Origin of the sequence: Streptomyces sp. NPDC006925 (genome assembly GCF_042869575.1) — a bacterium.
In the GTDB taxonomy this organism is placed as follows: domain Bacteria; phylum Actinomycetota; class Actinomycetes; order Streptomycetales; family Streptomycetaceae; genus Streptomyces.
On record NZ_JBIAGB010000003.1, the window covers coordinates 340,758 to 366,850 of the forward strand.

At 73.6% G+C, this 26,093-nt stretch carries 21 protein-coding genes; 12 read left to right on the plus strand and 9 right to left on the minus strand.

From position 1 onward, the window contains the following. Positions 1 to 23: 23 nt before the first annotated feature. The 3 genes from paaK to ACFYNS_RS06605 all read right to left on the minus strand — a co-directional run bounded on the left by paaK (position 24) and on the right by ACFYNS_RS06605 (position 3,116). A complete protein-coding gene (paaK, locus tag ACFYNS_RS06595) occupies positions 24 to 1,337 on the minus strand; it encodes a phenylacetate--CoA ligase PaaK (protein ID WP_388601204.1) in 1,314 nt (437 codons plus the stop codon). Positions 1,338 to 1,350: 13 nt separating this feature from the next. Next, positions 1,351 to 1,725, minus strand: a complete 375-nt coding sequence (gene paaI, locus ACFYNS_RS06600) for a hydroxyphenylacetyl-CoA thioesterase PaaI (RefSeq protein ID WP_360290594.1) — start codon at positions 1,723 to 1,725, stop codon at positions 1,351 to 1,353. A gap of 563 nt (positions 1,726 to 2,288) precedes the next feature. Beyond that, on the minus strand, positions 2,289 to 3,116 hold the full coding sequence (locus ACFYNS_RS06605) for a MerR family transcriptional regulator (protein ID WP_360290562.1): 828 nt from the start codon (positions 3,114 to 3,116) through the stop codon (positions 2,289 to 2,291). Between the two features lie 294 nt (positions 3,117 to 3,410). Between ACFYNS_RS06605 and ACFYNS_RS06610 the strand changes: the two genes are divergently transcribed. The 8 genes from ACFYNS_RS06610 to ACFYNS_RS06645 all read left to right on the plus strand — a co-directional run bounded on the left by ACFYNS_RS06610 (position 3,411) and on the right by ACFYNS_RS06645 (position 14,505). Further along, complete coding sequence (locus ACFYNS_RS06610) at positions 3,411 to 3,968, plus strand: hypothetical protein (protein WP_388601206.1); 558 nt, start codon at positions 3,411 to 3,413, stop codon at positions 3,966 to 3,968. A gap of 58 nt (positions 3,969 to 4,026) precedes the next feature. Further along, complete coding sequence (locus tag ACFYNS_RS06615; RefSeq protein ID WP_388601208.1) at positions 4,027 to 4,749, plus strand: endonuclease V; 723 nt, start codon at positions 4,027 to 4,029, stop codon at positions 4,747 to 4,749. A gap of 122 nt (positions 4,750 to 4,871) precedes the next feature. After that, complete coding sequence (locus ACFYNS_RS06620) at positions 4,872 to 6,755, plus strand: methylmalonyl-CoA mutase family protein (RefSeq protein ID WP_388601210.1); 1,884 nt, start codon at positions 4,872 to 4,874, stop codon at positions 6,753 to 6,755. Continuing rightward, the gene (gene scpA / locus ACFYNS_RS06625) at positions 6,752 to 9,043 is read left to right on the plus strand and encodes a methylmalonyl-CoA mutase (RefSeq protein WP_388601212.1); all 2,292 of its coding nucleotides are present in this window, start codon (positions 6,752 to 6,754) and stop codon (positions 9,041 to 9,043) included. Before ACFYNS_RS06620 ends, scpA begins: the two co-directional genes overlap by 4 nt. Positions 9,044 to 9,047: 4 nt before the next feature. Further along, positions 9,048 to 10,043 (plus strand): methylmalonyl Co-A mutase-associated GTPase MeaB, encoded by a 996-nt coding sequence (meaB, locus tag ACFYNS_RS06630; protein WP_388601214.1) that lies wholly within the window; start codon positions 9,048 to 9,050, stop codon positions 10,041 to 10,043. A 554-nt stretch (positions 10,044 to 10,597) separates the two neighbouring features. Next, positions 10,598 to 12,019: an APC family permease gene (locus tag ACFYNS_RS06635; protein WP_388601217.1), complete on the plus strand. Its 1,422-nt coding sequence runs from the start codon at positions 10,598 to 10,600 to the stop codon at positions 12,017 to 12,019. A 510-nt stretch (positions 12,020 to 12,529) separates the two neighbouring features. Further along, complete coding sequence (locus ACFYNS_RS06640; RefSeq protein ID WP_360290548.1) at positions 12,530 to 13,318, plus strand: hypothetical protein; 789 nt, start codon at positions 12,530 to 12,532, stop codon at positions 13,316 to 13,318. Further along, positions 13,315 to 14,505, plus strand: coding sequence for a S8 family serine peptidase (locus ACFYNS_RS06645; RefSeq protein WP_388601219.1), 1,191 nt, complete (start codon positions 13,315 to 13,317; stop codon positions 14,503 to 14,505). Before ACFYNS_RS06640 ends, ACFYNS_RS06645 begins: the two co-directional genes overlap by 4 nt. Positions 14,506 to 14,616: 111 nt before the next feature. On the opposite strand, the gene ACFYNS_RS06650 is transcribed toward ACFYNS_RS06645, so the two are convergent. Continuing rightward, a complete protein-coding gene (locus ACFYNS_RS06650) occupies positions 14,617 to 15,942 on the minus strand; it encodes a CapA family protein (RefSeq protein ID WP_360290544.1) in 1,326 nt (441 codons plus the stop codon). Between the two features lie 227 nt (positions 15,943 to 16,169). Here ACFYNS_RS06650 and ACFYNS_RS06655 point away from each other — a divergent pair, with 227 nt between their 5' ends. After that, complete coding sequence (locus ACFYNS_RS06655; protein WP_388601223.1) at positions 16,170 to 17,099, plus strand: hypothetical protein; 930 nt, start codon at positions 16,170 to 16,172, stop codon at positions 17,097 to 17,099. Here the strand turns inward: ACFYNS_RS06655 and ACFYNS_RS06660 are convergent. Together ACFYNS_RS06660 and ACFYNS_RS06665 are read right to left on the minus strand one after the other, a co-directional pair. After that, positions 17,086 to 18,252, minus strand: coding sequence for a polyprenyl synthetase family protein (locus tag ACFYNS_RS06660; RefSeq protein ID WP_360290540.1), 1,167 nt, complete (start codon positions 18,250 to 18,252; stop codon positions 17,086 to 17,088). The two genes, ACFYNS_RS06655 and ACFYNS_RS06660, sit on opposite strands and share 14 nt — an antisense overlap. 880 nt (positions 18,253 to 19,132) lie before the next feature. After that, on the minus strand, positions 19,133 to 19,555 hold the full coding sequence (locus ACFYNS_RS06665; RefSeq protein ID WP_360290538.1) for an ATP-binding protein: 423 nt from the start codon (positions 19,553 to 19,555) through the stop codon (positions 19,133 to 19,135). A 521-nt stretch (positions 19,556 to 20,076) separates the two neighbouring features. On the opposite strand from ACFYNS_RS06665, the gene ACFYNS_RS06670 reads away from it, so the two are divergent. From ACFYNS_RS06670 to ACFYNS_RS06680, 3 genes are all read left to right on the plus strand, one after another. Next, positions 20,077 to 20,577, plus strand: coding sequence for an STAS domain-containing protein (locus ACFYNS_RS06670; RefSeq protein ID WP_360290536.1), 501 nt, complete (start codon positions 20,077 to 20,079; stop codon positions 20,575 to 20,577). Positions 20,578 to 20,684: 107 nt separating this feature from the next. Beyond that, the gene (locus ACFYNS_RS06675) at positions 20,685 to 21,929 is read left to right on the plus strand and encodes a PP2C family protein-serine/threonine phosphatase (protein ID WP_388601227.1); all 1,245 of its coding nucleotides are present in this window, start codon (positions 20,685 to 20,687) and stop codon (positions 21,927 to 21,929) included. Positions 21,930 to 22,076: 147 nt separating this feature from the next. Beyond that, positions 22,077 to 22,925 (plus strand): metallophosphoesterase, encoded by an 849-nt coding sequence (locus ACFYNS_RS06680; RefSeq protein WP_360290532.1) that lies wholly within the window; start codon positions 22,077 to 22,079, stop codon positions 22,923 to 22,925. A 9-nt stretch (positions 22,926 to 22,934) separates the two neighbouring features. On the opposite strand, the gene ACFYNS_RS06685 is transcribed toward ACFYNS_RS06680, so the two are convergent. Genes ACFYNS_RS06685 through ACFYNS_RS06695 form a run of 3 tightly spaced genes read right to left on the minus strand, consistent with a single transcriptional unit; the run spans position 22,935 to position 25,938 of the window. Then, complete coding sequence (locus ACFYNS_RS06685) at positions 22,935 to 24,656, minus strand: hypothetical protein (protein ID WP_388601230.1); 1,722 nt, start codon at positions 24,654 to 24,656, stop codon at positions 22,935 to 22,937. Continuing rightward, positions 24,653 to 25,375, minus strand: a complete 723-nt coding sequence (locus ACFYNS_RS06690; protein ID WP_360290528.1) for an ABC transporter ATP-binding protein — start codon at positions 25,373 to 25,375, stop codon at positions 24,653 to 24,655. The genes ACFYNS_RS06685 and ACFYNS_RS06690 overlap by 4 nt, the downstream gene beginning before the upstream one ends. After that, positions 25,372 to 25,938 (minus strand): GNAT family N-acetyltransferase, encoded by a 567-nt coding sequence (locus tag ACFYNS_RS06695; RefSeq protein ID WP_360290526.1) that lies wholly within the window; start codon positions 25,936 to 25,938, stop codon positions 25,372 to 25,374. The genes ACFYNS_RS06690 and ACFYNS_RS06695 overlap by 4 nt, the downstream gene beginning before the upstream one ends. Positions 25,939 to 26,093 lie beyond the last annotated feature (155 nt).

Sequence of the window (26,093 nt, forward strand, 5' to 3'; positions counted from 1 at the left end):
TCCGCCGGACCATTCGCGGACCGCTACGCCGGAGCCGTACTGCCCGCTTCGGCGCGCAGGTCCCGGATCCGGCGGAACTTCCCGACGGAGCGCTCGATGGTCTCCGGGTCGACCACGCGGGCCTCCACCGCCACCCCGATGCTGTCCTTGACGCGGCGTACGAGCGCGGCCTCGGCCGCGGCGCGGTCGGCCGGGGAGGCCGCAGGCCGGGCCTCCACGAGCACGCTGAGGTGGTCCAGCCGCCCCTGCCTGGTGAGCTGGAGCTGGAAGTGCGGGGCCACTGCGGGGAGGTCCAGCACGATCTCCTCGATCTGGCTGGGGAAGACGTTGACCCCACGCAGGATGATCATGTCGTCGCTGCGGCCGGTGATCTTCTTGATGCGGCGGAAAGCGGGGCGCGCGGTGCCGGGCAGCAACCTGGTCAGATCGCGGGTGCGGTAGCGGATGACCGGCAGTGCCTCCTTCGTCAGCGTCGTCAGCACGAGTTCGCCCGGCTCCCCGGAGGGCTGCGGCTCCTCCCCCAGCGGGTCGACGATCTCCGGGTAGATGTGGTCCTCCCACAGATGGAGGCCGTCCTTGGTCTCCACGCACTCCTGGGCGACGCCCGGCCCCATCACCTCCGAGAGCCCGTAGATGTCGACCGCATGCAGGTCGAACCGCTCCTCGATCTCCCGCCGCATCGCCTCCGTCCACGGCTCGGCGCCGAAGATGCCCACGCGCAGCGAGGTGCCGCGCGGATCGATGCCCTGGCGCTCGAACTCGTCCAGCAGCGTGAGCATGTACGTGGGCGTGACCATGATGATCTCGGGCCGGAAATCCTGGATGAGCTGCACCTGCCGTGCCGTCATCCCGCCCGAGGCCGGGACGACGGTGCACCCGGCGCGCTCGGCACCGTAATGTGCCCCCAGGCCGCCCGTGAACAACCCGTATCCGTAGGAGACATGCACCTTGTGCCCGGGTCGGCCACCCGCCGCCCGGATGCAGCGGGCCACCAGGTCGGCCCAGGTGTCGAGGTCCCGCTCGGTGTAGCCGACCACGGTCGGGCGGCCCGTCGAACCGCTGGAGGCGTGGATGCGCCGCACGTCCTCCATCGGCACACCGAACATGCCGAACGGATACGTGTCACGCAGATCGGACTTGGTGGTGAAGGGGAACTTCGCCAGGTCCTCCAGAGTTCGGCAGTCCGCGGGCCGCACACCGGCCTCGTCGAACTTCTTCCGGTACAGCTCCACGTCCTGGTAGGCGTGCCGGAGGGTGGCCTGGAGGCGCTCCAACTGCACCTGCCGCAGTTCCTCCGCGCTCAGCCGCTCCCCGGCGTCCAGCAGTTCGTCCGTCATCGCTGCTCCCCGTTCACTTCACAGGCGTGGTGGTGCGGCTGCGGCCTCTGAACTCCGCGACCACCTGCTCACCGCGCAGCACGGTCACGTCGTAGAGCCCGCTGCGGCCGTAGCGAGTGCGCTCCCGGGCGACGGCCAGCAGTTCGTCGCCCTCCCATGCGGGCGCCACGAAGGTGATGTCCGCGCCGGCAGCCACCGTCACCGGGCCGTGGCTGTTGCACGCGCAGGCGAACGCGGTGTCGGCGAGCAGGAAGAGGTGGCCGCCGTGCGCGGTGCCGTGCCCGTTGACCATGTCGCCGGTCACCCGCATCCGCACGGTGGCGAACCCCGCGCCGCCCTCCACCAGTTCGATCCCGAGGGCACTGGAGGCCCGGTCGGCGCCGAGCATCGCCTCCACGGGTCCGCTCTCCGCCCGCGCACCGTTCGCCACCTGCGACCTCCCGCTCCTGGCCGGAAACCGACCGAACATTCGGTGTGCCCAGTAATCCAGTGCGGGGACCGGGCTGTCAAGAGAAACGGCACGGGCTCCCGCGGACGGCATCCCGCTTGACGGCATTCCGCTTCCCTCCGTCCGCGAGAACGGAACGCCGGCCCGAACCGACGACGTGGCGCAGCAGAGGGCGGACAGCGGCGATTCGAACCCTGCACTCCTGTCGAGCCGACCGGAACGTCCCACATGACCGCGAGGTCGAGAACGCACCCATGCCGGGGTACTTCCGGGTCGCCGCCGACGAGGCGACCGGCCCCGGAGAGCGTCGACACCGCCGCGGCACTGTCCGCGTTCTCTCGGAGGCGGAGCCGGAGGAATCCCGCGTCCTGGAGCGGGGCTCCGGCTGAGGCAACCGCGCGCCCGGACGGTGGTGCGCGCGAGCAGCGGACCCTGCTACCCCGCGACCGGGCAGCGCACCGCGCCGGGACCAGGGAAGGTCCGGCCTGCCGGAGGTGCGTCAGTCAGCCCTCTCGTGCGGGAGCCCCCGCGTCCCCGGAGCCGTCCGCTCCCGTACGGTCCGGCCCGCTCCCGGAGCGGTCCCCGGGGGCGGGGGCAGGGGCGCCGGAGGCGTGGTCGCGCAGGTACGCGTGCAGCAGTCCGGCGCCTTCCAGCATGGCCGCGGTGCGGGCGGTCAGCTCCTCGTCGCGGCGGGCGAGCGCGGCCCGCAGCTCTCCCGTGCCGCCGGTCTCGCGCAGGCCGTCCAGGACGGTGCGGATCTGCGGCAGCGGGTAGCGGCTCTGCCGGAGCAGGGCGATCAGACGGGCGTCGCGGATCTCCGCGGGGCCGAACCCCCGGTAGCCGGTACCCGGTTCGCGGTGCGGGGTCAGCAGCCCTGCCGCTTCCCATACCCGCAGCGCTGAGGGGCGCAGCCCGAGCTGGTGCGCCAGTTCGCCGATGCGCAGCACCCCACGGATCGGCGCCGCCTCCTCGGGCGCCCGCTCCGCCGTGGCCGTCAGCGCCTCGCTCGCCACCTGAAGCGAACGGCGCTGCTCGTGGAGCGTGGCATGGCACTCGTCCACCAGCGCCAGTGCGGCGGGTACGTCGCCCTCGTGCACGGCGTGCAGCATGCTCCGGGCGGGACCGGGACCGTAGCCCTTCGCCAGTCCGCGGAAGGCGAGAAGTGCGGCGCGGTGGCGCGGGGTGAAGACCCGGTACCCGGATTCGGTGCGCGAGGCGGGTGGCAGGACGCCCGCCGCTTCGTAGTTGCGCACCTGCTGCGTGGAGATCCCGGCGACGCGCGCGAGATCCACCGAGCGCAGGACCCGGTCCGACCGCGTTTCGGCCCCCATGCGGCGCTCCCTCCTGGCCCGGATCGGTGGGAGACGCAGGCTACGCGCCGCCGCGGCGTCCCGCTCACCGTCTCGCGTACGGCAGCTCCCGGGCCCGGCGGCCGGCGCGCGGCTCCCCGAACGCCCGCACCGGCCGTCCGGGCTCGCTGCGCGCGGTGCGGACGGGGCCTACATCACCCGGAAGGAGGGTTTGCTGGGGCGCGTTGCGGCGTCGCCGCTCCGCCGGTATCCGGGAGGCGGACGATGCGGTCACCGAGTCCCTCCGGGACAGCGCCCGACAAGAAGAGGTACCCCATGTTCCGTTCCGCCGTCACCGCCGTCCGCCGGAGCCGCGCCCGGTGCCATGGCGCCGGAGTCCTCGCGCTGTGCGCCTCCGGTGCCGCGGTCCTGGCGCTGGTCGCGCCGAGCGCCTGGGCGGCGCCGTCCGGGCAGGGCGCGCCGAGTGCGCATACGGCCCCGGCGCGTCCCACCCCCCAGGTGTACGAGCCCCCGGCCGGCGCGCAGGCCGGGAGCGGGCACACCGCGGCGCGGCGCCACACCGGTCCGGAGATCCATCGATTCCTGACCTGGTTCTACGGGACACACGGCCCCGACCGCCGGCAGCGGCAGTACTTCGTATCCGACCTCCTGAAGCGGAAGCAGGCGCAGCACCCCGACCGCGACGTCATCCTGTGCGCGCAGAACACGCCGCGGGACATCGAGGTCGGCCCGGTGACCACCGCGCAGTCGGCGGGGTTCGGCTGGGCCACGGTGACCGCCTACTGGGCGGACGGGACGGCGAGCACCTCGACCGCCTACGTCGCGCTGGACTCGCATCCGATCGAACTGCACGATGTCGTCTGCGCGCAGTGACGCGGCGGGCTGTGCCACCGCGCGCGCCTGAGATCAGCGGGACGAACGGGAGCGTGACGTGGGGACGGTCGGGGCGGAAGCGCACCGCGGGGTGACGGCGGGGCCGGAGGCGTGGCCCACCACGGAGGCCGAGGCGGTGGCGGCGCAGGAGCGGGTGCGCGAGGCGGCCGATCCGGTCGGTCCCGGTCCCGGTCCGGACGAGGTGCGGACGGTAGCCGGGGTCGACGTCGCCTACGCCGACGACGGCGGCCTGGTCGCGGCGGCGGTCGTGCTGGACGCGGCGACGCTGGCCGTGCTGGACGAGTCGGTGCACGTGGGACACACCTCGTTCCCGTACGTCCCGGGGCTGTTGGCGTTCCGCGAACTGCCGTCGGTCGCCGCCGCGTTGCGCGGGCTGTCCCGGTACCCGGAGCCGGATGTGGTGGTGTGCGACGGCTACGGCGTCGCACACCCCCGGCGCGCGGGACTCGCCGTGCATCTGGGAGTACTGACGGGCCTCCCCTGCTTCGGGGTGGCCAAGTCCCCGTTCGTCTTCGACCACGAGACCCCGGCCCCGGAGCGGGGGGCATGGTCGGCGCTGACCATGGACGGCGAGCGGGTCGGCCGCGCACTGCGCACCCAGGAGGGGGTCAAGCCGGTGTTCGTCTCCGTGGGCAGCGGCATCGGCCTGGACAATGCCTGCGCCCTCGTCCTCCGGCTGGCCCCCGCGTACCGCCAGCCGGAGACGACACGCCGGGCCGACCGACTCGCCCGGCGGGAGCTCGCCACGCGGTCCGGATGAGTCGGCGGGAGCCGTGGCACGCCCGGCAAACCGTGCGAAGGCAGGCCGCCCGCGGCGGGAGAGTGCAAGGTCACACCCTCGGGTTGCTGCTACTCGCCGGTCACCTCACCTAATCTGCGGCCATGACGGTCCCGCCTGAAGAAGGGCTCTCCCTCGCGCAGGACTTCCCGGACGCCACGTACGAGCAGTGGCAGCAACTCGTATCCGGGGTTCTGCGCAAGACGGGAGCGACGGTCCCGGACGCCTCCGAGCCCGAGTCCGCCCTCACCACGACGCTCACCGACGGCATCGACGTACGCCCCCTGTACACGAGGGAAGTGACGGGGGAGGGCGGCCCGCGGGGATTCCCCGGGTTCGCGCCCTTCACCAGGGGAGCCCGTCCCGAGGGCAACGCCGCGCACGGCTGGGACGTACGGCAGCGGCACACGCGTGCCGACGCCGCGGGTACCCGGGAAGCGGTGCTCGGCGACCTGGAGAACGGTGTCACTTCCGTCTGGCTGGCGGTGGGCGAGGGCGGGCTGCCGATCGAGGATCTGGAGCCCGCCCTGGAGGGCGTCTATCTCGACCTGGCGCCGGTGGTGCTGGAGGCGGGCGCAGACTTCGGACGGGCGGCCGCCGAGCTGCTGCGGCTGCGCGGGCGTCTGACGGACGGTATCGAGCCCGCCCCCGGCAGCCTGCTGGGGGCCGATCCGCTGGGGTACGCGGCACGCACCGGAGCGCACGAGGCGGTCCCGGAGCTGCGCCGCGAGGCAGCGGCGCTGGCGGAGGAGTGCGGGCGGCGGGATCCGGGGCTGCGCACCTACGCGGTCGACACGCTGCCGTACCACGAGGCGGGGGGCACACCCGCAGGGGAGCTGGGCTGCGCCCTGGCGACCGGAGTGGCCTACCTGCGGGACATGACGGCTGCCGGGATGTCGGTGGAGGCGGCCTGCGGGCAGCTCGAGTTCCGGTACGCCGCGACGGCGGACCAGTTCACCAGCATGGCGGCGCTGCGTGCGGCGCGCCGACTGTGGTCACGTGTCGTACAGGCGTGCGGCGCCCCCTCCCGTACGGGCGCCCAGCGGCAGCACGCGGTGACTTCGGCGGTGATGATGACCCGCCGCGACCCGTGGGTGAACATGCTCCGTACGACGGTGGCGACGCTGGCGGCCGGGGCGGGGGGCGCGGACGCCGTCACGGTGCTGCCGTTCGACGACGCGCTCGGCCTGCCGGACGGGTTCGCGCGCCGCATCGCCCGCAACACCTCCACGATCCTGCTGGAGGAGTCCCATCTGGCGGGGGTGATCGACCCGGCGGGCGGCTCCTGGTACGTGGAGGCGCTCACCGACGAGTTGGCCCGCGCGGCCTGGACCTGGTTCCAGGAGATCGAGGGCGCGGGCGGTATGGCGGCCGCGCTGCGCGACGGGCTGGTGGAGGCACGGCTGCGCGAGGGCTGGGCGGAGCGCGGCCGGGCGCTGGCACACCGGAGCGAACCGATCACCGGCGTCAGCGAGTTCCCGCTGCTGGACGAACGGCCCGTGGAGCGCGAACCGGCGCCCGAGCGGCCCGGCGGCGGGCTGCCGCGGGTGCGCAGGGACGACCGGTTCGAGGCGCTGCGGGCCCGCTCGGACGCACACCTGGCGGCGACCGGCGCCCGCCCGAAGCTGTTCCTGGCGGCGCTGGGCCCGGCCGCCGTGCACACCGCACGGGTCTCCTTCGTCGCCAACCTCGCCCGCGCCGGGGGCATCGAGCCGGTGCACGACCCGGTGACGGTGGACGCGCGGAACGCGGCCGGGGCGTTCGAGGGCAGCGGCGCCTCGGTGGCCTGCCTGTGCTCCAGCGACACGCTCTACGCCGAGGAGGCGGCGGACGTGACCGCCGCGCTCCGGGCCGCGGGTGCCACCCGGGTGTTGCTGGCGGGCCGCGCCGGCGAAGCCGACTACGGCGTCGACGGGTTCGTCCACGCGGGCGGCGATGCCGTCGCCCTCCTCACCTCCCTTCTCGACTGCATGGGGGTCGAAGCATGAGCCGCCGGACGACAGGACCGGACGCGGAACCGGGAAGCCCGGTGCCCGACTTCACGACCGTCGGCCTGGACGGCCCGGAGCCGTCCGAGGGCACCGCCGGGCAGTGGCGCGAGGCGGTCGCGGAGCGGACCGGGCGCGAGGTCCCGGAGCTGGGCTGGAACACGCCCGAGGGCATCACGGTCAAGCCGCTCTACACGGACGAGGATCTGCGGGGGCTCGACTTCCTGGAGACCTATCCGGGGATCGCCCCGTATCTGCGGGGCCCGTATCCGACGATGTACGTCAACCAGCCCTGGACGATCCGTCAGTACGCAGGTTTCTCCACCGCGGAGGAGTCCAACGCCTTCTACCGGCGCAATCTGGCGGCTGGTCAGAAGGGCCTGTCCGTCGCGTTCGACCTGCCCACCCACCGGGGCTACGACAGCGACCATCCGCGGGTGACGGGCGATGTCGGGATGGCGGGCGTGGCGATCGACTCGCTCTACGACATGCGGCAGCTCTTCGACGGCATCCCGCTGGACCGGATGACGGTCTCGATGACGATGAACGGCGCGGTGCTGCCGGTGCTGGCGCTCTACATCGTCGCGGCCGAGGAGCAGGGTGTGCCGCCGGAGAAGCTGGCGGGGACCATCCAGAACGACATCCTCAAGGAGTTCATGGTCCGCAACACCTACATCTACCCGCCGCAGCCCTCCATGCGGATCATCTCCGACATCTTCGCGTTCACCTCGCAGAAGATGCCGCGGTACAACTCCATCTCCATCTCCGGCTACCACATCCAGGAGGCCGGGGCGACGGCGGATCTGGAGCTGGCCTACACCCTGGCGGACGGGGTGGAGTATCTGCGCGCCGGGATGGCGGCGGGGATGGACGTGGACGCGTTCGCGCCGCGGCTGTCCTTCTTCTGGGCGATCGGCATGAACTTCTTCATGGAGGTCGCCAAGTTGCGCGCGGCGCGGCTGCTGTGGGCGAAGCTCGTCTCGCGGTTCGGCCCGCAGAACCCCAAGTCGCTCTCGTTGCGCACCCACTCGCAGACCTCCGGCTGGTCGCTGACGGCGCAGGACGTGTTCAACAACGTCACCCGTACCTGCGTCGAGGCGATGGCGGCGACCCAGGGCCACACCCAGTCGCTGCACACCAACGCGCTGGACGAGGCGCTGGCGCTGCCCACGGACTTCTCCGCGCGGATCGCCCGCAACACGCAGCTCCTGCTGCAGCAGGAGTCGGGCACCTGCCGGGCGATCGACCCGTGGGGCGGCAGCGCCTACGTGGAGCGGCTCACCCACGACCTGGCGCGGCGGGCCTGGCAGCACATCGAGGAGGTCGAGGCCGCGGGCGGGATGGCCAAGGCCATCGACGCGGGCATCCCCAAGCTGCGCGTCGAGGAGGCGGCGGCGCGCACCCAGGCCCGGATCGACTCCGGTCGGCAGCCGGTGATCGGGGTCAACAAGTACCGGGCGGCCGACGACGAGCAGATCGACGTGCTGAAGGTCGACAACTCGGCGGTGCGGGCCCAGCAGGTCGAGAAGCTGCGGCGGCTGCGCGCCGAACGGGACGAGGCGGCCTGCGGCGCGGCTCTGGAGGCGCTCACCCGGGCCGCCGGGTCCGCTTCGGGGCCGGGACTGGAGAACAACCTGCTGGCGCTCGCGGTGGACGCGGCGCGGGCCATGGCCACCGTCGGGGAGATCTCGGACGCGTTGGAGAAGGTGTACGGGCGGCACGCGGGCCAGATCCGTACGATCTCCGGTGTGTACCGCGAGGAGGCCGGAGTGTCGTCGTCCCTGTCCCGCACCCGCGAGCTGGTGGACGCCTTCGAGGAGGCGGAGGGCCGCAGGCCGCGGCTGCTGGTGGCCAAGATGGGGCAGGACGGCCACGACCGCGGGCAGAAGGTGATCGCCACCGCCTTCGCCGACCTGGGGTTCGACGTCGACGTCGGCCCGCTGTTCCAGACTCCGGCGGAGGTGGCGCGGCAGGCGGTCGAGGCGGACGCGCACATCGTGGGTGTCTCCTCGCTGGCGGCCGGTCACCTCACGCTGGTCCCGGCGCTGCGCGAGGAGCTCGCGGCGGCGGGCCGGGACGACATCATGATCGTCGTCGGCGGGGTGATCCCGCCCGCCGACGTGGAGGCGCTGCACGAAGCGGGCGCGACGGCCGTCTTCCCGCCCGGCACGGTCATCCCGGACGCGGCCTACGACCTGGTGCGCAAGCTGGCCGCTGAGCTGGGCCATCCCGCGGCCCCGGGCGCGGGCGCACCGGACCGGGAGGCCGCCGAGGGCCGTGAGGGCTGATCGGATGCCCCGGGCGATCGACGTCGACAGCTATGCCGAGGGCGTGCTGGCGGGCTCCCGCGCGTACGTCGCCCGGGCGATCACGCTGGTGGAGTCGCGGCGGGCCGACCACCGGGAGCTGGCCCAGCAGTTGCTGACGGTGCTGCTGCCGCACGCGGGCGGCGCCCGGCGGGTGGGGATCAGCGGGGTGCCCGGGGTCGGCAAGTCGACCTTCATCGACGCGCTGGGCACTCTGCTGACCGAGCGCGGCCACCGGGTGGCGGTGCTGGCGGTGGACCCCTCCTCCACCCGCACGGGCGGCTCCATCCTGGGCGACAAGACCCGGATGGAACGTCTCGCGGTCAACCCCGACGCCTTCGTGCGCCCCTCCCCCACCGCGGGGACGCTGGGCGGGGTCGCCAAGGCCACCCGCGAGACGATGCTGGTGATGGAGGCCGCCGGCTACGACGTCGTGCTGGTGGAGACGGTCGGCGTCGGCCAGTCGGAGGCGACCGTCGCGCAGATGGTCGACTCCTTCCTGCTGCTGTCCCTGGCCCGCACCGGCGACCAGCTCCAGGGCATCAAGAAGGGCGTCCTGGAGATCGCCGACGTACTGGCCGTCAACAAGGCGGACGGCCCGCACGAGCGGGACGCCCGCTCGGCGGCCCGCGAGCTGGCGGGTGCGCTGCGGCTGATGCGGGCGTCCGACGCGGCCTGGACCGCACCGGTCCTCACCTGCAGCGGCCGCGAGGGCACCGGTCTGGCCGAGGTGTGGGAGCGGCTGGAGCGGCACCGCGCGGTGCTGGAGTCGACCGGGGAGCTGGCCGCCAAGCGCCGCGACCAGCAGGTCGAGTGGGTGTGGTCGATGGTCCGCGACGATCTGCTCAGCCGTCTCGAACAGCACTCTGAGGTGCGGCGGCTGGCACCGCTGCTGGAGGAGCAGGTCCGCGAGGGCGGGCTGACCGCGACGCTGGCGGCGCAGCGGATCGTGGAGGCGTTCGGCCTGCCGCGCGAGGACTGACCGCCTCCCGCCTCCCGCGGTGCTCCTCCTCCGGCCTCGCACGGACTGACCCCACACCTTGCGCGGGCCACCTGCCGGCCTGGCGCCGGCTGCCCCTCGGCGCGGCCCTTCCGGGGCCGCGGTTCCCGCGTGCCCTTCCCTCCCCCGGTGCTCCCGCGTGCCCCGGCTGCCGTCGGCCGTGGCCGCGGCTGTGTGGCGCCATCACCTCGGCCTGCGCCGGACCGTGGGCGAGAGCGCCGGTGCGGCCGACCGCATCCTGAGACGGTGCAGGCTGTGCGCGGGTGCGGGGCGAGAGAATTCGAGAATCGTTGCTGCGATTTCCTTGTTGACCGGAATCGACTGCGTAGGACACATCCGGCAACCGTAAAGAGGGTCAGAAGGCCGCGATGGCAACGGATTCCGTCGAGTGGAGGTCTTGACTCCGGTTTGCCGCAGGGGCTTGTATGCGGGTGCCGGACCGCGTTCCGGCACCCGCACATTCCGCACCGCCGCTCGGTGCGCCACCGGAGGCGATACCGCACCCCGCCCAGTACGCACGGTACGAACGGAACAGCATGACCGACACGCGCGAAGTGCACAGCAGGCCACGGCTCACCCGCTCCATCGGCGTCGTGGGCGGCACGCTGCTCACCCTGTCCTGCCTGACCCCCGCCTCGTCCCTGTTCGTGATCGTGCCGGACTCGTTCGGCACGCTGGGCACCGGGACCGCGCTCGCCCTCACCGTCGCCGCCCTGCTGTGCGTCGGCGTCGCCTTCACCTATTCCGAGCTGGGCACCCTGATCCCCAGCTCGGGCGGCGAGTACGCGATGGTCGGCACCCTGCTGGGCAGGCTGGCGGGCTGGCTGGTGTTCGTCCTGTCGTTGATCGTCGTCATGATCGTGCCGCCGATCATCGCGCTGGGCACCGCCGACTACCTCGCACCCCTCGTGCACCTCGATCCACGGTTCGCCGCGGCTGCCGTGATGCTGCTGTCCACCGTCATGGGCCTGCTGGACCTGCGGGCCAACGCCTGGATCACCGGCATCTTCCTCGCCCTGGAGGTGGTGGGCGCCGCCGTCGTCGCCGTGCTGGGCTTCACCCACACCCGGCGCTCCGCCTCGGTACTGGTGCACCCGGTCATGGACGGCGGGCACGGCCACACGGCGCCGGTCACGGCCGGGCTGATCGTCGCCGGGCTCGCCACCGCGCTGTTCATCCTGCAGGGCTTCTCGACCGCCGTGTACCTGGCCGAGGAGATGGAGAACCCGCGGCGCACCGTGGCCCGCACCGTGCTGTGGACCCTCGCGCTCGGCTTCGTGGTGGTCATCGTCCCGGTCGTCGCCATCACCCTGGGCGCACCGGATCTGCAGGCCCTCGCCGGTGGCGACATCGCGGGCATGGTCCAGGGCTGGAGCAACTCGGCCGTCGGGACATTCATCAGCCTGTGCATCGCGCTGGCGATCATCAACGCCGCCATCGTCATGGTCATCCAGAACTCGCGGGTGGTCTTCGCCTCAGCGCGGGACTCCGCCTGGACCGCGCCGGTCAACCGCGCCTTCTCCCGGCTCGGCAGGCGCTTCGGCTCCCCCTGGGTGGCCACGCTCGTGGTCGGCGTACCCGGCGCGCTGCTGTGCTTCGTCGACCTGGACATGCTGAGCGAGGTCACCGGCGTCGCGGTGGCCGGCATGTACGTCTTCGTCGCACTCGGCGCTCTCGCGGCCCGGCGCGCGGAGTTCAAGCACCGGGCCGCCTGGCGCATGCCGCTGTGGCCGGTGCTCCCCGCACTGCTGATGGCGGTGCTGCTGTGGGTCCTGTTCCGGCAGAGCCCGGAGAGCCTCGCCGTCACCGGCGGCATCGTCCTCGTCGCGGTCGCCTACTGGGCGCTCTATCTGCGCCCGCGTCGGCAGACCCGCTGGGTCATCGCCGTCCCCGAGGACGAGCAGGCTCCGGCGGCGGCCCGCGAGGACAGCGGCTCCGAGACGCTCCAGCGGGTCTGAGGCCACGGAGCCGAGCCGCCGCAGCGGACGTTCCGATGCGATCCGTGTGAGGGCATGGTCCGCGTCCCGCGTCTCCGGCCTGGTATGTCCCGAACTGTTCTGACCTGCAGTTCTGTGACACAGACGAGACCGGAGACGGAGCTTCCGGTCCGGGATCGGCCGATAGGGTCTGCTACGCAAACGCGGGGGCACGCGCGTTAGATCCGAGCGCAGGCGTCTCCCCCGCTGCTCTGCACCCGCGCTCAGGGGTGCCGATCGCCGAGGAGGGGAGCCATGTCCTACCCGAGCCCACCCGAGCCCCCGGGCAGCCCCGGGGGCTACGGGCGGCAGCCGGGCCCGCCGCCCGCGATGCCACCCGGTCCACCGCCCGGGCCGCCCGGGCCACCCGGCATGCCTCCGGGCCAGGGTGGCTCCTTCCCGCAGGGCGGCCCTCCCCCGCAGGGCATGCCGGGACCGCAACCGGGCATGCCGCCGACGGGGATACCCGGGGGCGGGTCGCCAGGAGGCGGGGTGCAGCCGGGCATGCCGCTGCCGCCGCCGAAGAAGAACACCGGTCGCACCTGCCTCACCGCATTCCTCGGCGTCGCCGGCGCCCTGGCACTCCTCGCGGGCGGCGCACTGGCGGCGCACACCGTCTCCAACGCGCAGCAGGACGTCTCCAACCGCACCGGCTATGGACCGGCCATGTGGCGCAACGAGCCGGTGGACAAGCTCTTCCCCAAGACGCTGGGGCCGAAGGCGGACGCCCAGTCGGAGGCGGACGATCCCAAGAGCGCCGAATGGCACCGGCTGGGCATATCCGAGAAGACCGGCTGCGCCGACGCGCTGACCGGGGCGCTGGCGGCCGAGGCCGAGAAGCGCGGCTGCAAGGCAGTGCTGCGCGCCACCTACGCCGACCCCACGGGCAACTTCGTCGCCACCGTGGCCCTGATCGTCCTGCCCGAGGTCGAGGACCCCGAAGAGGGGATGGGCACCTTCTTCGACGCGGAGAGGGACAAGCGCGCCGAGAGCCACGGGGTCAAGGCGCTCCCGGTCCCCGACACGGTGGCCGCCGGCTGGAAGGACTCCCGACGCAACGGCACGGACGGAATGCAGGCCACCGGTCTGCATCTGCCGTACGCCCTCGCGGCCTCGGCCGGCTCGGCGGACGGCCGCAAGGCGGGCCGGCTGCCCGGGCAGTGGGGCCGCACCGAACTCGACGCCAAGTCCGACCGGATGCCCTGGCGGGAAGGGGCCGCGACACTCGCCCACGACCTGGATGTGCACATCGGTGACCTGCTGCTGGAGGAGACGTCATGACGCGTCGGCGGATCGGCACCGCGGTCGCCGCTGCCGGGCTGGGCGCGCTGCTGTGCGCGGTCACCGCGGCCCCCGCCCGGGCCGACACCCCTGCAAGCTGGGAAGCGGGGGCGCTCGGGCTGTCCTCGGCCCAGCGCGCCTCGCAGGGCGACGGCGTGAAGGTCGCCGTGCTGGACAGCGGCGTCGAGAAGGACCATCCGGCCCTGGCCGGAAAGGTCACCACCGGGCCCGACTTCCTCAAGGACGGGCTCCACTCCGGCGATCCGCGCTGGGGAGGCCACGGCACGGCCATGGCCTCCGACGTGCTCAAGGTCGCCCCCAAGGCGGACATCCTGTCGGTGCGGGTGATCGACGACAAGAAGGAGCACGACCTCGACGACTGGAAGACCGGCCCCAGCCCGGTCGCCCAGGGCATCACCTACGCGGTCGACCACGGCGCCGACGTCATCTCCATGTCGCTGGGCGGCGACACCTTCGGGTCCTCGTTCGACGAGGAGGAGACCAAGGCGCTGGCGCACGCCGCCTACAAGGGGGTGGCCGTGGTGGCCTCGGCGGGCAACGACGGCGACATCTTCAACGAGTCGTCCTATCCCGCCGGCTACCCGGGTGTGATCGCGGTGGCCGCCGTCGCGGAGGGCGGCAGCCGGGCCGGCTTCTCCACGGTCCGGACCTACAACAGCGTCGCGGCACCCGGTGTGGGCATCGTCAGCGCGAAGAACACCGGCGGCTATGCGCCCGTCAGCGGCACCTCACCCGCGGCGGCCCTCACCTCCGGTGTGGTGGCGCTGATGCTCGGCAAGGACCACGAGCTCAAGCCCTCCCAGGTCCGGGCCATCCTCACCGACACGGCGCACCACCCGCCGGGCGGCTACGACCCGAGGGTGGGCCACGGGGTGATCGACGCGGCCGCGGCCGTACGCGCCGCGTCCGATCCGCCCGCCGACGGCGCGGCCGCCACCGGGTACAAGGGCAAGAAGTTCCTGACCCCGCCGAACGGCGTGAAGCCCACCCAGCACCCGCCCATGGAGACGGCGCCGCTGGCCATCGGCTCCTCGGTGGCGGGCGTCGGCCTCCTGATGGTCATCGGTGCCGTGGTGATCAGCCGGACAGGCCGGCGCCGTACTGCCGCGGCGGGCCCGGCAGGACCGGCAGGACCGGCAGGACCCGGGGGCTTCCCCGGCCGGTAGCCGCCCGAACCGTGGGTGGGGCGCGGGGCCGTCCGGCGCCCGCCCCCGCCCTCGGTCCACGCGCCCGCCCCCACCGGCAGGGCCGCGTCGTCCCGGAGCCGTGCCGCGCCGTCAGGGGGCCATGCGCAGCCCGTCCTTCTCGGCGCCCCGGCTGAAGACCGCCTCGCGGATGGACGCGTACGCCTCGTCCTGCGCCGGGTCGCCCGCACTCCGGCTGGCCTTCGAAGCGAGGTTGACGAGGGTGTGGCGGGGCGAGGTCTTCATCATGAACGGGGTGAACTCGGCCTTCTCCACGGTCCAGGCGGCCGCGCCCCGGTCGTCCTCGGGCGGCACGAAGCGGAAGCGCGCTGCCGTGCCCATACTGCCGCGCGGGTCGTTCATCTTGCCGGCGATCTGGTCGCCCATGCCGTAGACGACCCACGTCCCGTTGACCTTCTCGTACGCCTGGGGGACGTGCGCGTGGGTGCCCAGGATCAGGTCGATGTCCCGCCGTCCGCCGGAGCGGGCGGCCGTCAGCTTCCTGGCCAGGGAGCGCTGGAGGCCGTCGGGTTCCTGCTGCCACTCGGTGCCCCAGTGCATGCTGGCCACCACCACGTCGGCGCCCGCGCGGCGTGCTGCGCGGGCGTCCCGGACGATGCGCTCGGGGTCGATGAGGTTGACGAGCCACGGCTTGTTCTCCGGCAGGGAGATGCCGTTGGTGCCGTACGTGTAGGAGAGCTGCGCCACCTTCGCACCGCCCGCCCGCAGCATGGTGGGGCGATGGCGTTCCCCGGCCGACCGCGCCGACCCCGCATGCCGGAGACCGACACCGTCCATGGCGTCGAGGGTGCGATTCACCCCGTCCGCGCTGTCGTCCAGGGTGTGATTGGAGCCGGTCGAACAGGAGTCGTAGCCCGCGTCCTTGACGGAGCGGGCGAGCTGCGGCGGCGTCTGGAAGAGCGGATAGCCGGTGAAGGGGCCGCCGTCGGGGCCGTAGACGGTCTCCATGTGGCAGATCGCCAGGTCGGCCCTGTCGGCCAGGGGTTTCGCGGCCGCGAGCATACGGCCGAAGTCGTACCCCGAGCCGCCCGCGTCCGCACGCGCCTGCCGGATGAGCGAGTCGTGGACGAGCAGGTCCCCGGTGGCGAACAGCGAGAAGCCGCCTCGGGCCCGTCCGCCGCGCGCCTGCTCCGCCTGCTCTCCGCTGTCGTGACCGGCCGGTCCCTCGTCCCGTCCGGAGCCCCCTCCGGTCTGCCCGCACCCTGCCGCGCCGCCGAGGAGGGCTGCGAGGGCGAGCGCCGCCGTGGTCCGGTGGAGGGCACCACGCGTCCGGGGGCGTCGGGGAGCGGCGCGTGGCCGGAGACGGCGGGTCGCGGCGCGTGGCCGGAGACGGCGGGTCGCGGCGCGAATCCGGGGGCGTTGAGGAGTGCGGTCGGGAGCGGGGTGGGCAGCGGACATGAGCTCTCCTCCAGGACGAGAAAGTCATATAAGTCCTATTAACTGACTTATTCACTCGTCCCCTCTCCTGTGCAGCGACACCGCTCCTACCGCCGAACGGCCCACAAGATCCACCCGGTCACTCGTTCGATGTAGTCGGTGATCCTCATCGCCGACGAGGCGCACCGCCCTGGCCGCCATCGACAATGCACAGGTCAGACGCTCTCCGTCGCCCACAGGAGCCTTCCGTGACCTACCTGCGCCCCGCACGGCAGGACACCGGCGAACAGGCGCCGCAGGGCGCGCGACATCAGGCGGTGCCCCGGGCCCTGTCCGGGGGCGCGGTCATGGCCCTGGCACTGGGAATCGGCACCGGCGCCGGGCCCTCGCTCGCCCGCGCCCTCGGGCTCGCCCCGTCCTCGACGGCGGCCCGGCTGATACCCGCCGTGCTGGTGAGCCTGGTGGCGCTGACCCTGGTACGGGCCGCGGTACGCCACGACGGCCACCGGGTCGCACGGCTCGGCTTCGGCGGGCCGGCGGCGAGCCTGCGGGCGCTGCTGGTCGGAATCGCCGTGCCCGGCACCGCCGCCTGCCTCGTATTCGGCCTGGGCACCGCCGCGGGTCTGCTGCGCTGGTCCACCCCGGACCCGGGCACCCTGGCCCGGTTCCTCGTCACCAACACCGCGGTCGCCCTGCTCCTCGAAGCGCTCCCCGAGGAGACGACGCTGCGGGGATACACCTGGACCTCGCTGCGCGGCTCCTTCAGCGGACCACTCAGCGCACTCGGTACGACGGCGGTCTTCCTGCTGGTGCCCGGCGCCTCAACCGCAGTGCAGGCGACCACCGCACGGCTGCTCGGCGCCGAGGGAGCACCCGTGGGGATCGTCCCGGAGGGCCGGCCCCCGGCGGACCACCTGATCCTGCTGACCGTCTTCGGCCTCACCCTGGTCGCCGCCCGGAGAGCGCTGCCCGACGCGCCGCTGTGCACCGCGATCGGCACCCATCTGACCGTCCTCACCGTCAACCGCGTCGCGTTGCAGGGCGACAGCCGGGACGCCGGCTGGTCGGCCGTGGACCAGGCGGCGGCCGCTCCGCTGCTCGTTCCTCTCTACCTGTCGGTCGCGGCCGCGGCCTTCGTCGTGCTGGGCAGGATGGCGGCCCGGATCAGCCGCGGGTGACGGTGCGCCGGAAGAGCGCACGAAGCGCCGTGTGCGAGGCGGCAGGCAGCGACGCCTTGTCCAACTGCGCGTACGCCTCGGCCAGTTGCCAGGCGGAGATCTCGTGCGCGGCGGCACGTCCACCCGCGGTCTCGATGAGGTCGGCCAGCTCGTCCGGGGGCGGCGGGCAGGCCGGGCCGCCGCCCAGCGACCGGGCGAGGGTGCGGGCGGCCGGGTTGACCGCACGCAGCGCGGTGATCAGTGGAAGGCTCGGACCGCCCTCGCGTAAGCCGCTCATGACCGGCCTGCCGCTCAGCGCGGTACCCGACCACAGGTCCTCGATGTCGCGCTCCGCCTGTGCGGCCACCCCCAGATGGTGGCCGGCCCGGGTCAACGCCTCGACGACCCGCTCCTCCGCGCCGCCCAGCAGTGCCCCCGCCGCCAGAGCGCACTCCAGCAGCGAGCTGGTGCGGGCCGCCGCGACCGCCGCGTACTCGGCCACGCTGATCCCCTCCGGGGCCCGGCGGCGCAGCGCCAGTTCGGCCGAGCGGCCGCTGATCAGCCGGGACGTCGTCCGGGACAGCAACCGCAGTACGGCGGCCCGCTCCTCCCCCACCGCCTCGTCGTCCTCCAGTATCTCCGCCTCAGCGGCCGCGTCCCGGGCCGCGGACAGCTGCGCCCCTTCGGCAGCGCGTGTGCCGTCCGGCTCCCCGGACGCCAGCAGACAGCGGGTGGCGGCGCCCAGCAGCGCGTCCCCGGCCAGTACTGCCCAACCGGTGCCGTAGACGGCCCACACGGCTGAGCGGCCGCGCCGCAGCGCTTCCCCGTCCATGACGTCGTCGTGCAGCACGGCCCAGTTGTGGACCAGTTCCACGGCCGCGGCCCCCGGCAGCGCCGCGGCCGTGGAGGTCTCCGGAGCTCCGCCGTTCCGTTCCGGCTCGCCCGCGGCCGCCGCGTGCAGGGCGAGCGCCGCGTGCGGATACGGGCCCGGGGTGACGCCGTAGGTGGGACTGCCGTCCGGCCTGGTCCAGCCGAAGTGGTAGCCGCAGACCCGCCGCAGCTCGGGTTGGAGGGCTGCGACGGCCTCCCTGAGTACGGGTTCGGTCCGCTCGTGCGCGTACGCCAGCAGGGAGGGTGCGGCGGCGGGGACGTCAGAGAGGTCGTGAGTCGTCATACCGGAGCGGCTTCTCCTTTCTCCGGCCCAGGCGCGCCATGCAGCGCGAAGCGTTTAGGAATGGTGCGCTCTCAGTAATCGGCTTTCCCACCCTCCGCTCCGGTGACTCCCACTCGACAGCCCCGGCGGGAAGCACGCGGGGGCGCAAGGGGCGGCAGGGCGCGACAGGGGGAGGCACGAGACGACACAGGACGGCAGGACGGAGCGGGGCCGGTGCGCGCGACGGGCGGGGAGGCGCGCACCCGGTGCGCCCGGCACGCGTGCGCACCGCCCGGGGGAAGGGGGCGCGCGGAATCCGAGGGGCGCGGCGACGCGCCCCTCGGCGGAGCAGGCCCGAGGCACGCGGGCCCCCCGCGGTGCGGGCCCGGTGGAGACGTGCCGCCGGAGCAGGCAGCCGAGCGGTACGGGCCGGCGGCGGTACTGGCCGTTCAGCGGGTACCGGCACAGGCGGCCGGGTACCGGCACAGGCGGCCGGGGCTTCGGCGGTGTGGGGCTCGGCCGTGCGGGCCTCCGCGGGCTCCTGGACGCGGTCTCGGCTCCGGCACCGGGCGCCCGGGTCCCAGGCGCGCGAACCGTCCCGCCTTCCGGCGTGCGCGCCGCACCGTCGCCCCGGGTGCGAGTCCGGGGACCGAGCGGGATGCGCCGGGGCGCGCCCACGACAGCCCGGGCGCGGGGAGGTATCCGATGCGCGGAATGTTCCGTTCGGCGTCACCGCGACAGGGATACGGCCCCGCATTCGCGGTTCAATGCGGCTTCCGGACCGCTCGATTTCCCGGATCCGGACCGGCCCGGCGGACCGTCCATTCCTCCTCACCGTCGAGGCGGCAACGCGCCTTTCCTCTCGCGGAGTTCGCCGTCTGCCGCAGCGTTCGGCGTACCGCTACAGGGGGATATCCGCACAGATGATCTTTCCGGTGTCGGGGTGCAGTCGAATGGTGAGGTCGCGGGCCAGGCGGCAGACGATGGGCCAGCCGAAACCGCCGCCTTCCGCCTCGGTGAAATCCTGCGGACTGCGGTCCCGGGGGAGCACCGGACTGGAATCGGCGACTTCGACCGTGACGGAGCCGTGCCCGGCGCTCAGCCGGAAGTCCCGGACCCCCCGACCGTGCCGGAGTGCGTTGGTCACCAGCTCGGACACGACCAGCAGGACGGTCTCCGCGGCGTCGGACGAGGGCGGGGGCGAGACCGTGGCCAGGAAATTGCGCGTGATCCCGCGCGCCTGGAAACTGCTGCGCAAATACCGCGTCCGCGCTGTGTCCGCTGTCACACCCTCTTCGTCCCGGAGGGCCGCTACCTGTTCCATGCCTGTCTCCCGTCTCCGCGGGGTGTTGCCGCCGAAAGCAGCCCGACCCGCGAATGTGGGGGTCTTTCCTCTGCCAACGGGGTACCGCGCTCTGCGTGAATACCCGCCGCCGCCGAACGGTCTCCCGTGTGAACGCTCGAACGGCTGCAGGGTCAGTTACCCGGGGCCTTCGTCTTCATGCATCATCCGGCGCGAAGAGCGCGGACGAGGAAAGGTCAGACCATTACGGGAGACCGTCGGTGATCTTTTCATCGGCGAGAACTCCGCCGGAGCCGACCGCTCCCGCCACGGGTCACCAGGGGAACTCGCCGCGGGTTACCAGGGGAAACGGCCGCCGCTCCCGCACGAAGCGACTCTCGCGCCCGGTGGCAACACGTACGATCACTGGTGCAGAAGAGGCACTGGCGGGTGAGAGGCACAGGCGGCCTCGCAGGGCACCGGCTTTGGAATACTCGGAGGCCGCGGATCCGCGCCAGGGCGGACGCGCAGAGCACCGGCTCCGTGCCGGGGGACGGAGGCCGATGAGGTCGCGGGAGAACGACCGTCTGGCCATCACGCCGCTGACCGTCAGGGACGAGTGCGCGGTGCTCCGCTTCAGCGGCGAACTGGACCGGGGGTCCGAGGAGTTCTATCTGGACCGCATCGGTGCCGTGGTCACCAGCGGCTACCGCCATCTGGTGCTGGACGTCACCGCGCTGGTCTTCTGCGACTCGCGGGGGCTCAACTGCCTGCTCGCGCTGCGCTGGCTGCTGCATCGCCGGGAGGGCAGCCTGCTGCTGGCCTGCGTGGGGCGGCGGCTCGCCGCGGTGCTCGCGCTCACCGGAAGCACCGAGATGCTGCCGGTGTTCTCCAGCGTCAGCGAGGCCCTCCGCTCCCTCCCCGCCGACCAGCGCCCGGACTGGCCTCCCACCGGCGGCGTGGGGCCGGAGATTCCGCTGCACAGTCCGGAGCCGCTGGAGACCTCCTGGCAGAAGGACCACAACCCGCACTTCCCGCGGGACCCCGAGGGCAGGGACTCCTGACCCCGAGTGCCTCCCGCGCGGTGTCGCGACGGACAGCGGGCGGTACGCGGGTGAGGATGGAGGGTCGCACAGCAGACCCTCGCAACATCGCACCCTAGGAACGGGCCATGGAGCAGCAGCAGACCGGAGCGCGGCCGCAGCAGTCCCCCGATCGGGCGCAGCGCGCCCTGGAGCACCCGCAGCCCAAAGCGCTCTCCATCCCGGCCTTCCTGGCCTGGGTCCTCGGTCTCACCCTGCTGATCTTCGTGCTCAGCTACCTGGCCGGATCCGAGACGCGCCTGGTCGGCCTGTTGATCTTCCTCCCCGCCATCGTGGCGAGCGTGGGCACCGTACGGCAGACCCAGGCCGCCGCCGTCTGGGCAACGGCGGGGGGAGCCATCTCGGTGGCCCGCGATCCGGGCTACCACCTGGACGACGCCATCACGCTCGCGCTCACCCTGCTGTTCGCCGTGCTGGCGGTCTTCGGGGCGCGCTGGCGGATCGCGCGGGACACCGAGCTGCTGCGGCTGCGCTCGACCGCCGCCGTCATCCAGCAGCACATCCTGCACCCGCTGCCGGAACTCACGTCCCAGGTGCGGGTGGACGGGATCTTCGAGCCGCTGCAGGAGGACAAGCTGTTCGGCGGCGACATCTACGATGTGGCCGACACGCCCTACGGCACCCGGGTGCTGATCGGCGACGTGCAGGGCAAGGGGCTCTCGGCGGTGGGCGTGGCGTTCGCCGTGCTGGGCGGATTCCGGGAGGCCGCGCACCGCGAGCCGACGCTGACCGGCCTGGTCGGTGCCCTGGAGACCTCCGTGGTCCGGCACAACGCCTACGCACGCCACTCGGGTGAGCCCGAGCGGTTCGTCACGGCCCTGGTCGTCTCGGTCGACCCGCTGGACCGGGGTACGGCGCAGGTGGTCAACTGCGGCCATCTGTCACCGTTCCTGGTCCGGGACTCACTGCCGCCCGACACCGTGCGGCTCGGTGCGACGGGCGTACCGCTGGGGCTGGCGTCGCTGGTGCGCGAGGAGCGCTCCGCGGCGGGCGTCTGCTTCCCGCCGGACTCGACCATGCTGCTGTACACCGACGGGCTGTCCGAGGCCCGGGACGGGCACGGTGCCTTCTATCCGCTGGCCGAGCGGCTCGCCGCCCTGGTGGAGCCCGCGGGAGCCGCCGACGGCGCGCCCGGCCGGGAGCTGGCCCGCGCGCTGCGCGACGACGTGCGCGCGTTCTCCCACCCCTATCAGCAGGACGACCTCGCCGTCCTCACCCTGCGCCGGATCTCCCCGGCCGACCGCGCCCGGGCGGTCCGCCCCGGTGCCGCCACCGCCCGTCCGGACCCACGCGAGGATCCCCCGGAGGGGTGAGGCTGCGCAGTCCCGCCGACGGGCCGTCGTCCGCCGCCCGTTGCCGTCCCGTTCGCAGCGCTCGTCGGCGGCGGAGGTTATGGTCGGTGCGGACGGAGCGGTGGCAGCGCGCGGCGCTGCGCCCAGGGGGACACGGAGGGGAGCCGCATGACATCCGGCCGGGGCCGGCTGCTGGCAGTCAGCGATCTGCACGTGGGGATGGCGGCCAACAAGCCCGTCACCGAGTCGCTGCGCCCGCACACCGACGAGGACTGGCTGATCGTCGCCGGAGACGTGGCCGAGCGGTTCGACGAGGTGGAGTGGGCGCTGCGGCTGCTCGCCGGCCGGTTCGCGCGCGTGGTGTGGACGCCGGGCAACCACGAGCTGTGGACTCCGCACGGCGATCCCGTGCAGTCCAGGGGTGCCGAACGGTACGCGCAACTGGTCGAGATGTGCCGTGCGGTGGGCGTGCTGACGCCCGAGGACCCCTACCCCCGCTGGGCCGGTCCGGAGGGCGAGGTGGTGGTCGCGCCGGTCTTCCAGTTGTACGACTACACCTTCCGGGCCCCGGGGACGCACACCAAGGAGGAGTCGCTGGCCGCAGCGCACGCCTCCGGCGTCGTCTGCACGGACGAGTACCTGCTGCACCCGGACCCGTATCCGGCCGTCGACGACTGGTGCCGGGACCGGGTGGCCGCGACGGAGAAGCGGCTGGACGCCCTCGACCCCGGCACTCCGCTGATCCTGGTCAGCCACTGGCCGCTGGTGCGGGAGCCGACGGACGTGATGTGGTATCCGGAGTTCGCGCAGTGGTGCGGCACGGAGCTGACCGCCGACTGGCACACGCGCTACAACGTGGCCGCCGCCGTCTACGGCCACCTCCACATCCCCCGGACCACCCGGCACGACGGAGTCCGCTTCGAGGAGGTCTCCATCGGCTATCCCCGGGAGTGGCGCCGCCGCGGGCATCCGCGCGGGCTGCTGCGGCAGATCCTGCCCGTGCCCGAGGAGGGGTGAGCGACCGGCTCAGGGCGCCGGGCGGCGCAGCTTCCCGGCACCCCGCGCAGCGGCGAACAGCAGGACGCAGCTGAGCCCGACCGCGGTCGCCGCCGGACGCACCGAGTCCAGCGCCTGCGCCCCCGGTTCGAGGACGCCGCTCGATGCGAGTCCGGCGGCCAGCGGGGCGACCGCCGCCAGGAACGGTGTCGCGTACCAGAAGAGGAAGACGAAGACGCTGGCGTCCCCCGCGGGCGTCACCAGCCCCAGGGAGAGCAGTTCCGTCCGCACCGGACCACGCACCGCGGACAGCACCGCGGCGGCGGCGAACGGCGGGGCGCACAGCGGCATCAGCAGCAGCGCCCATCCGCCGCCCCGCAGTGCGAACGGGACCGCCGCCGCGAGGGCGAGCACCGCGCCGACCACGGCAGGCACGATCGCGTGCTGCAGCATCAGGCTGCTGAGGCGGAACGGCGACCAGGAGGAGCGCCGGGTGTCGTCCGCCTCCAGCCGCGCGGTCTCCGCGAGCCGTCCCACCGCGAACCAGCCGAGCGCCAGCGCCACCGCGAGCGCGGTGACCCGCCCGGCGCCGGCCGACGACACTGCGAGCCCCGCGGCACCCGACGCCGCCGCGGTCCACAGCGCGGCACTCACCACCCGCCCGGGAGCGCGCAGCAGGGACATCGCATCCCGCCGCACGACGGCGAACCGGGCTGAGCGTGGCAGGGGCAGCCGCCGCAGGTTTCCGGAGGCGCCGTCCGCGAGGGCTGCATCGACGGCGAGCTTGGCCGCCCGCAGTTCGGCCGACCACAGCACCGAGGCGACGGTCGCCGCGGTGGCGGCGCGCGCCCGCAGCCGCCGGGTGGGGAGCGCGCCGACCGACCGGAGGGCGTGGCCGAGGGCCACGGCCGTACCGGCGGCCAGCAGCGCGAGCGCCCAGGGCCACCCCGCGGCGCGCACGCCCGCCGCGTGCAGGACCGGTTGCGCGGCCCAGCCCCAGGGGCCGGACCACAGCTCGACCGTCTCCAGGAGGGCCGACCGGCTGCCCCGCGCCGCGCACGCGGCCTGCAGGACGAGCAGGAGCAGCAGCAGCACGGCGTACGGGGTCAGCGCCCGAGCCCGGCGGGCCGCGCCGTCGTCGCGCTCCACCCGGAGGGCGAGCGCGCAGGCAAGCAACGGCAGGCAGACCCCGCCGGGCAGGCACAGCGCCAGCGCGGGCCCGAGTTCGGCGAGTCCGCTCAGCCGCAGCAGCACGGCGCCGCCGATCGCGCACAGCGCTCCCCCGGCGGCCATCAGGGTCACGGAGAGCCGGAACGCGGGCAGCAGCACCCGGCTGCGGCGCACCGGTTGGGCCAGCAGCCAGTCCAGGTCGCAGCGGGGCACCAGCACCGGGCCGCGCCACAGCGCGTCCCGTACGGCGAGCAGCGCGAGGGCGCACGCGGCCAGCACCAGCACGGCGGGCAGGGCGCTGCGCACCGCCTCGGCGGTGGCGTCCTGCGCGGCGAGCCGTCCCAGTCGCCGAACCAGGCGGTACCCCAGGGTGCCGCCGTACCCGACGGCCATCAGCAGCACGGCGTAGCCGGTGACGGCCAGGTCGCGGTTGCGCCGGTTGCGATGGGCCCGGCGCTTGCTGCGCAGCAGACCCAGGGTTTCCGACGTCCGGTCGTCGGCGGCTGTCCACTCAGCCCCGGTGGAGCCGTCGCCGCCCCCGCCGGCCGGCTCCGCCCGGTCGCGCGGGGCGAAGGTGCTCATAGGGTGCCGCCGCGGGAGCGCTCCGCACCCGTCCCGTCCAGCACCTCGGGGCCGCCCTCGGCGACGACCCTGCCGTCCTCGAGGACGACCACGTGATCGGCGACGGCGTGGACGAGTTCGGCCTGGTGGGTGGCGAGCAGCACCGCGACGCCGTCGTCGGTCTCACCGCGCAGCAGCGCCCCCAGGCGGGTGCGGGACGCCGGGTCCAGGCGCTGCTCGGGCTCGTCCAGGACGAGCAGGTCCCGCGGGCGGACGAGCGCGGCGGCCAGGTGCAGTGCCTGGGTCTGGCCGGAGGAGAGCGCGGAGGGGAGCTGGTCGGCGTGGTCGGTGAGCCGCCGGTCGGCCAGCACCTGGTCGATCCACGGACGGGGGTCGGCGACTCCGTGTGCCACGGCGACCAGTTCCAGGTGGTCGCGGACGGTCAGGTCCGGATAGCAGGCGACGGTGTCTCCCGTGACGGCCACCCGGGCGCGTACCTGCGGGTCGTCCTCGTCGACCGGTGCGCCGTCGAACAGGGCGGTCCCGGTGGTCGGCCGGTCCCGCCCGCAGGCGAGGCGCAGCAGGGTGGACTTGCCCGATCCGTTGTGGCCGAACAGGGCGGTGCAGGTTCCCGCACGCACCTCCAGGTCGAGCGGGTGCAGGGCTTGTCGCGCGCCGTAGCTGCGGCTGACTCCCGTCAGTCGCAGCAGCGGCGCGTCCGCCGCGGGCCCCGCTGTCATCCGGCCGGGTGGCCGGGCAGGCCGCCGGAACGGTGCCGCAGATGGACGGTGACGCGGTGGCCCAGGAAGGTGTCCTCGCGTCCGGGCGTGAAGCCCAGCCGCCGGGCGACCTCCCGCGAAGCGGTGTTGCCGTGCGCGATCATGGCGGTGAGGTAGGGGACGTCCAGCGTCTCCAGCCCCCACTCCACCACGGCCCGGGCTGCCTCGGTGGCGAATCCGCGCCCCCAGCAGGACCGCCGGAACGTCCACCCGGCCTCCACCTCGTCGAAGACCTCCCAGTGGTTGAGGCCGCAGCGGCCGAGGAGCGCGCCGGTCTCCTTCGATTCCACCGCGCACAGCCCGTGGCCGCGCTCGGACCACTGCCGCTGGATCCCGGCGAGCCGTTCGCGGGCCTGTTCGCGGGTGAACGCCGGGACGAACCGGGTGACTTCGGGGTCGCTGTGCAGCTCGACGAAGAAGTCCAGATGGTCCGTCGTCAGCGGGCGCAGCAGCAGCCGCTCGGTCTCCAGGACGGGTCCTGTGGCACCTTCGTGCACGGTGAAAGCGTGTTCTGTCAGCCCCATGGCGGTCATGCTCTCAAACCGCCTCGTCGACAGTTCCGTTCGGCCGACCGTTCTGAGGGCCCGGCACCCGCGGGCCGTTGCGGCAGCCTCCTGCCCGGACGGCACTGCCGCACAAAGAGGGTGACGACCGGGAGGCGATGGTTACGTGGCGGAGA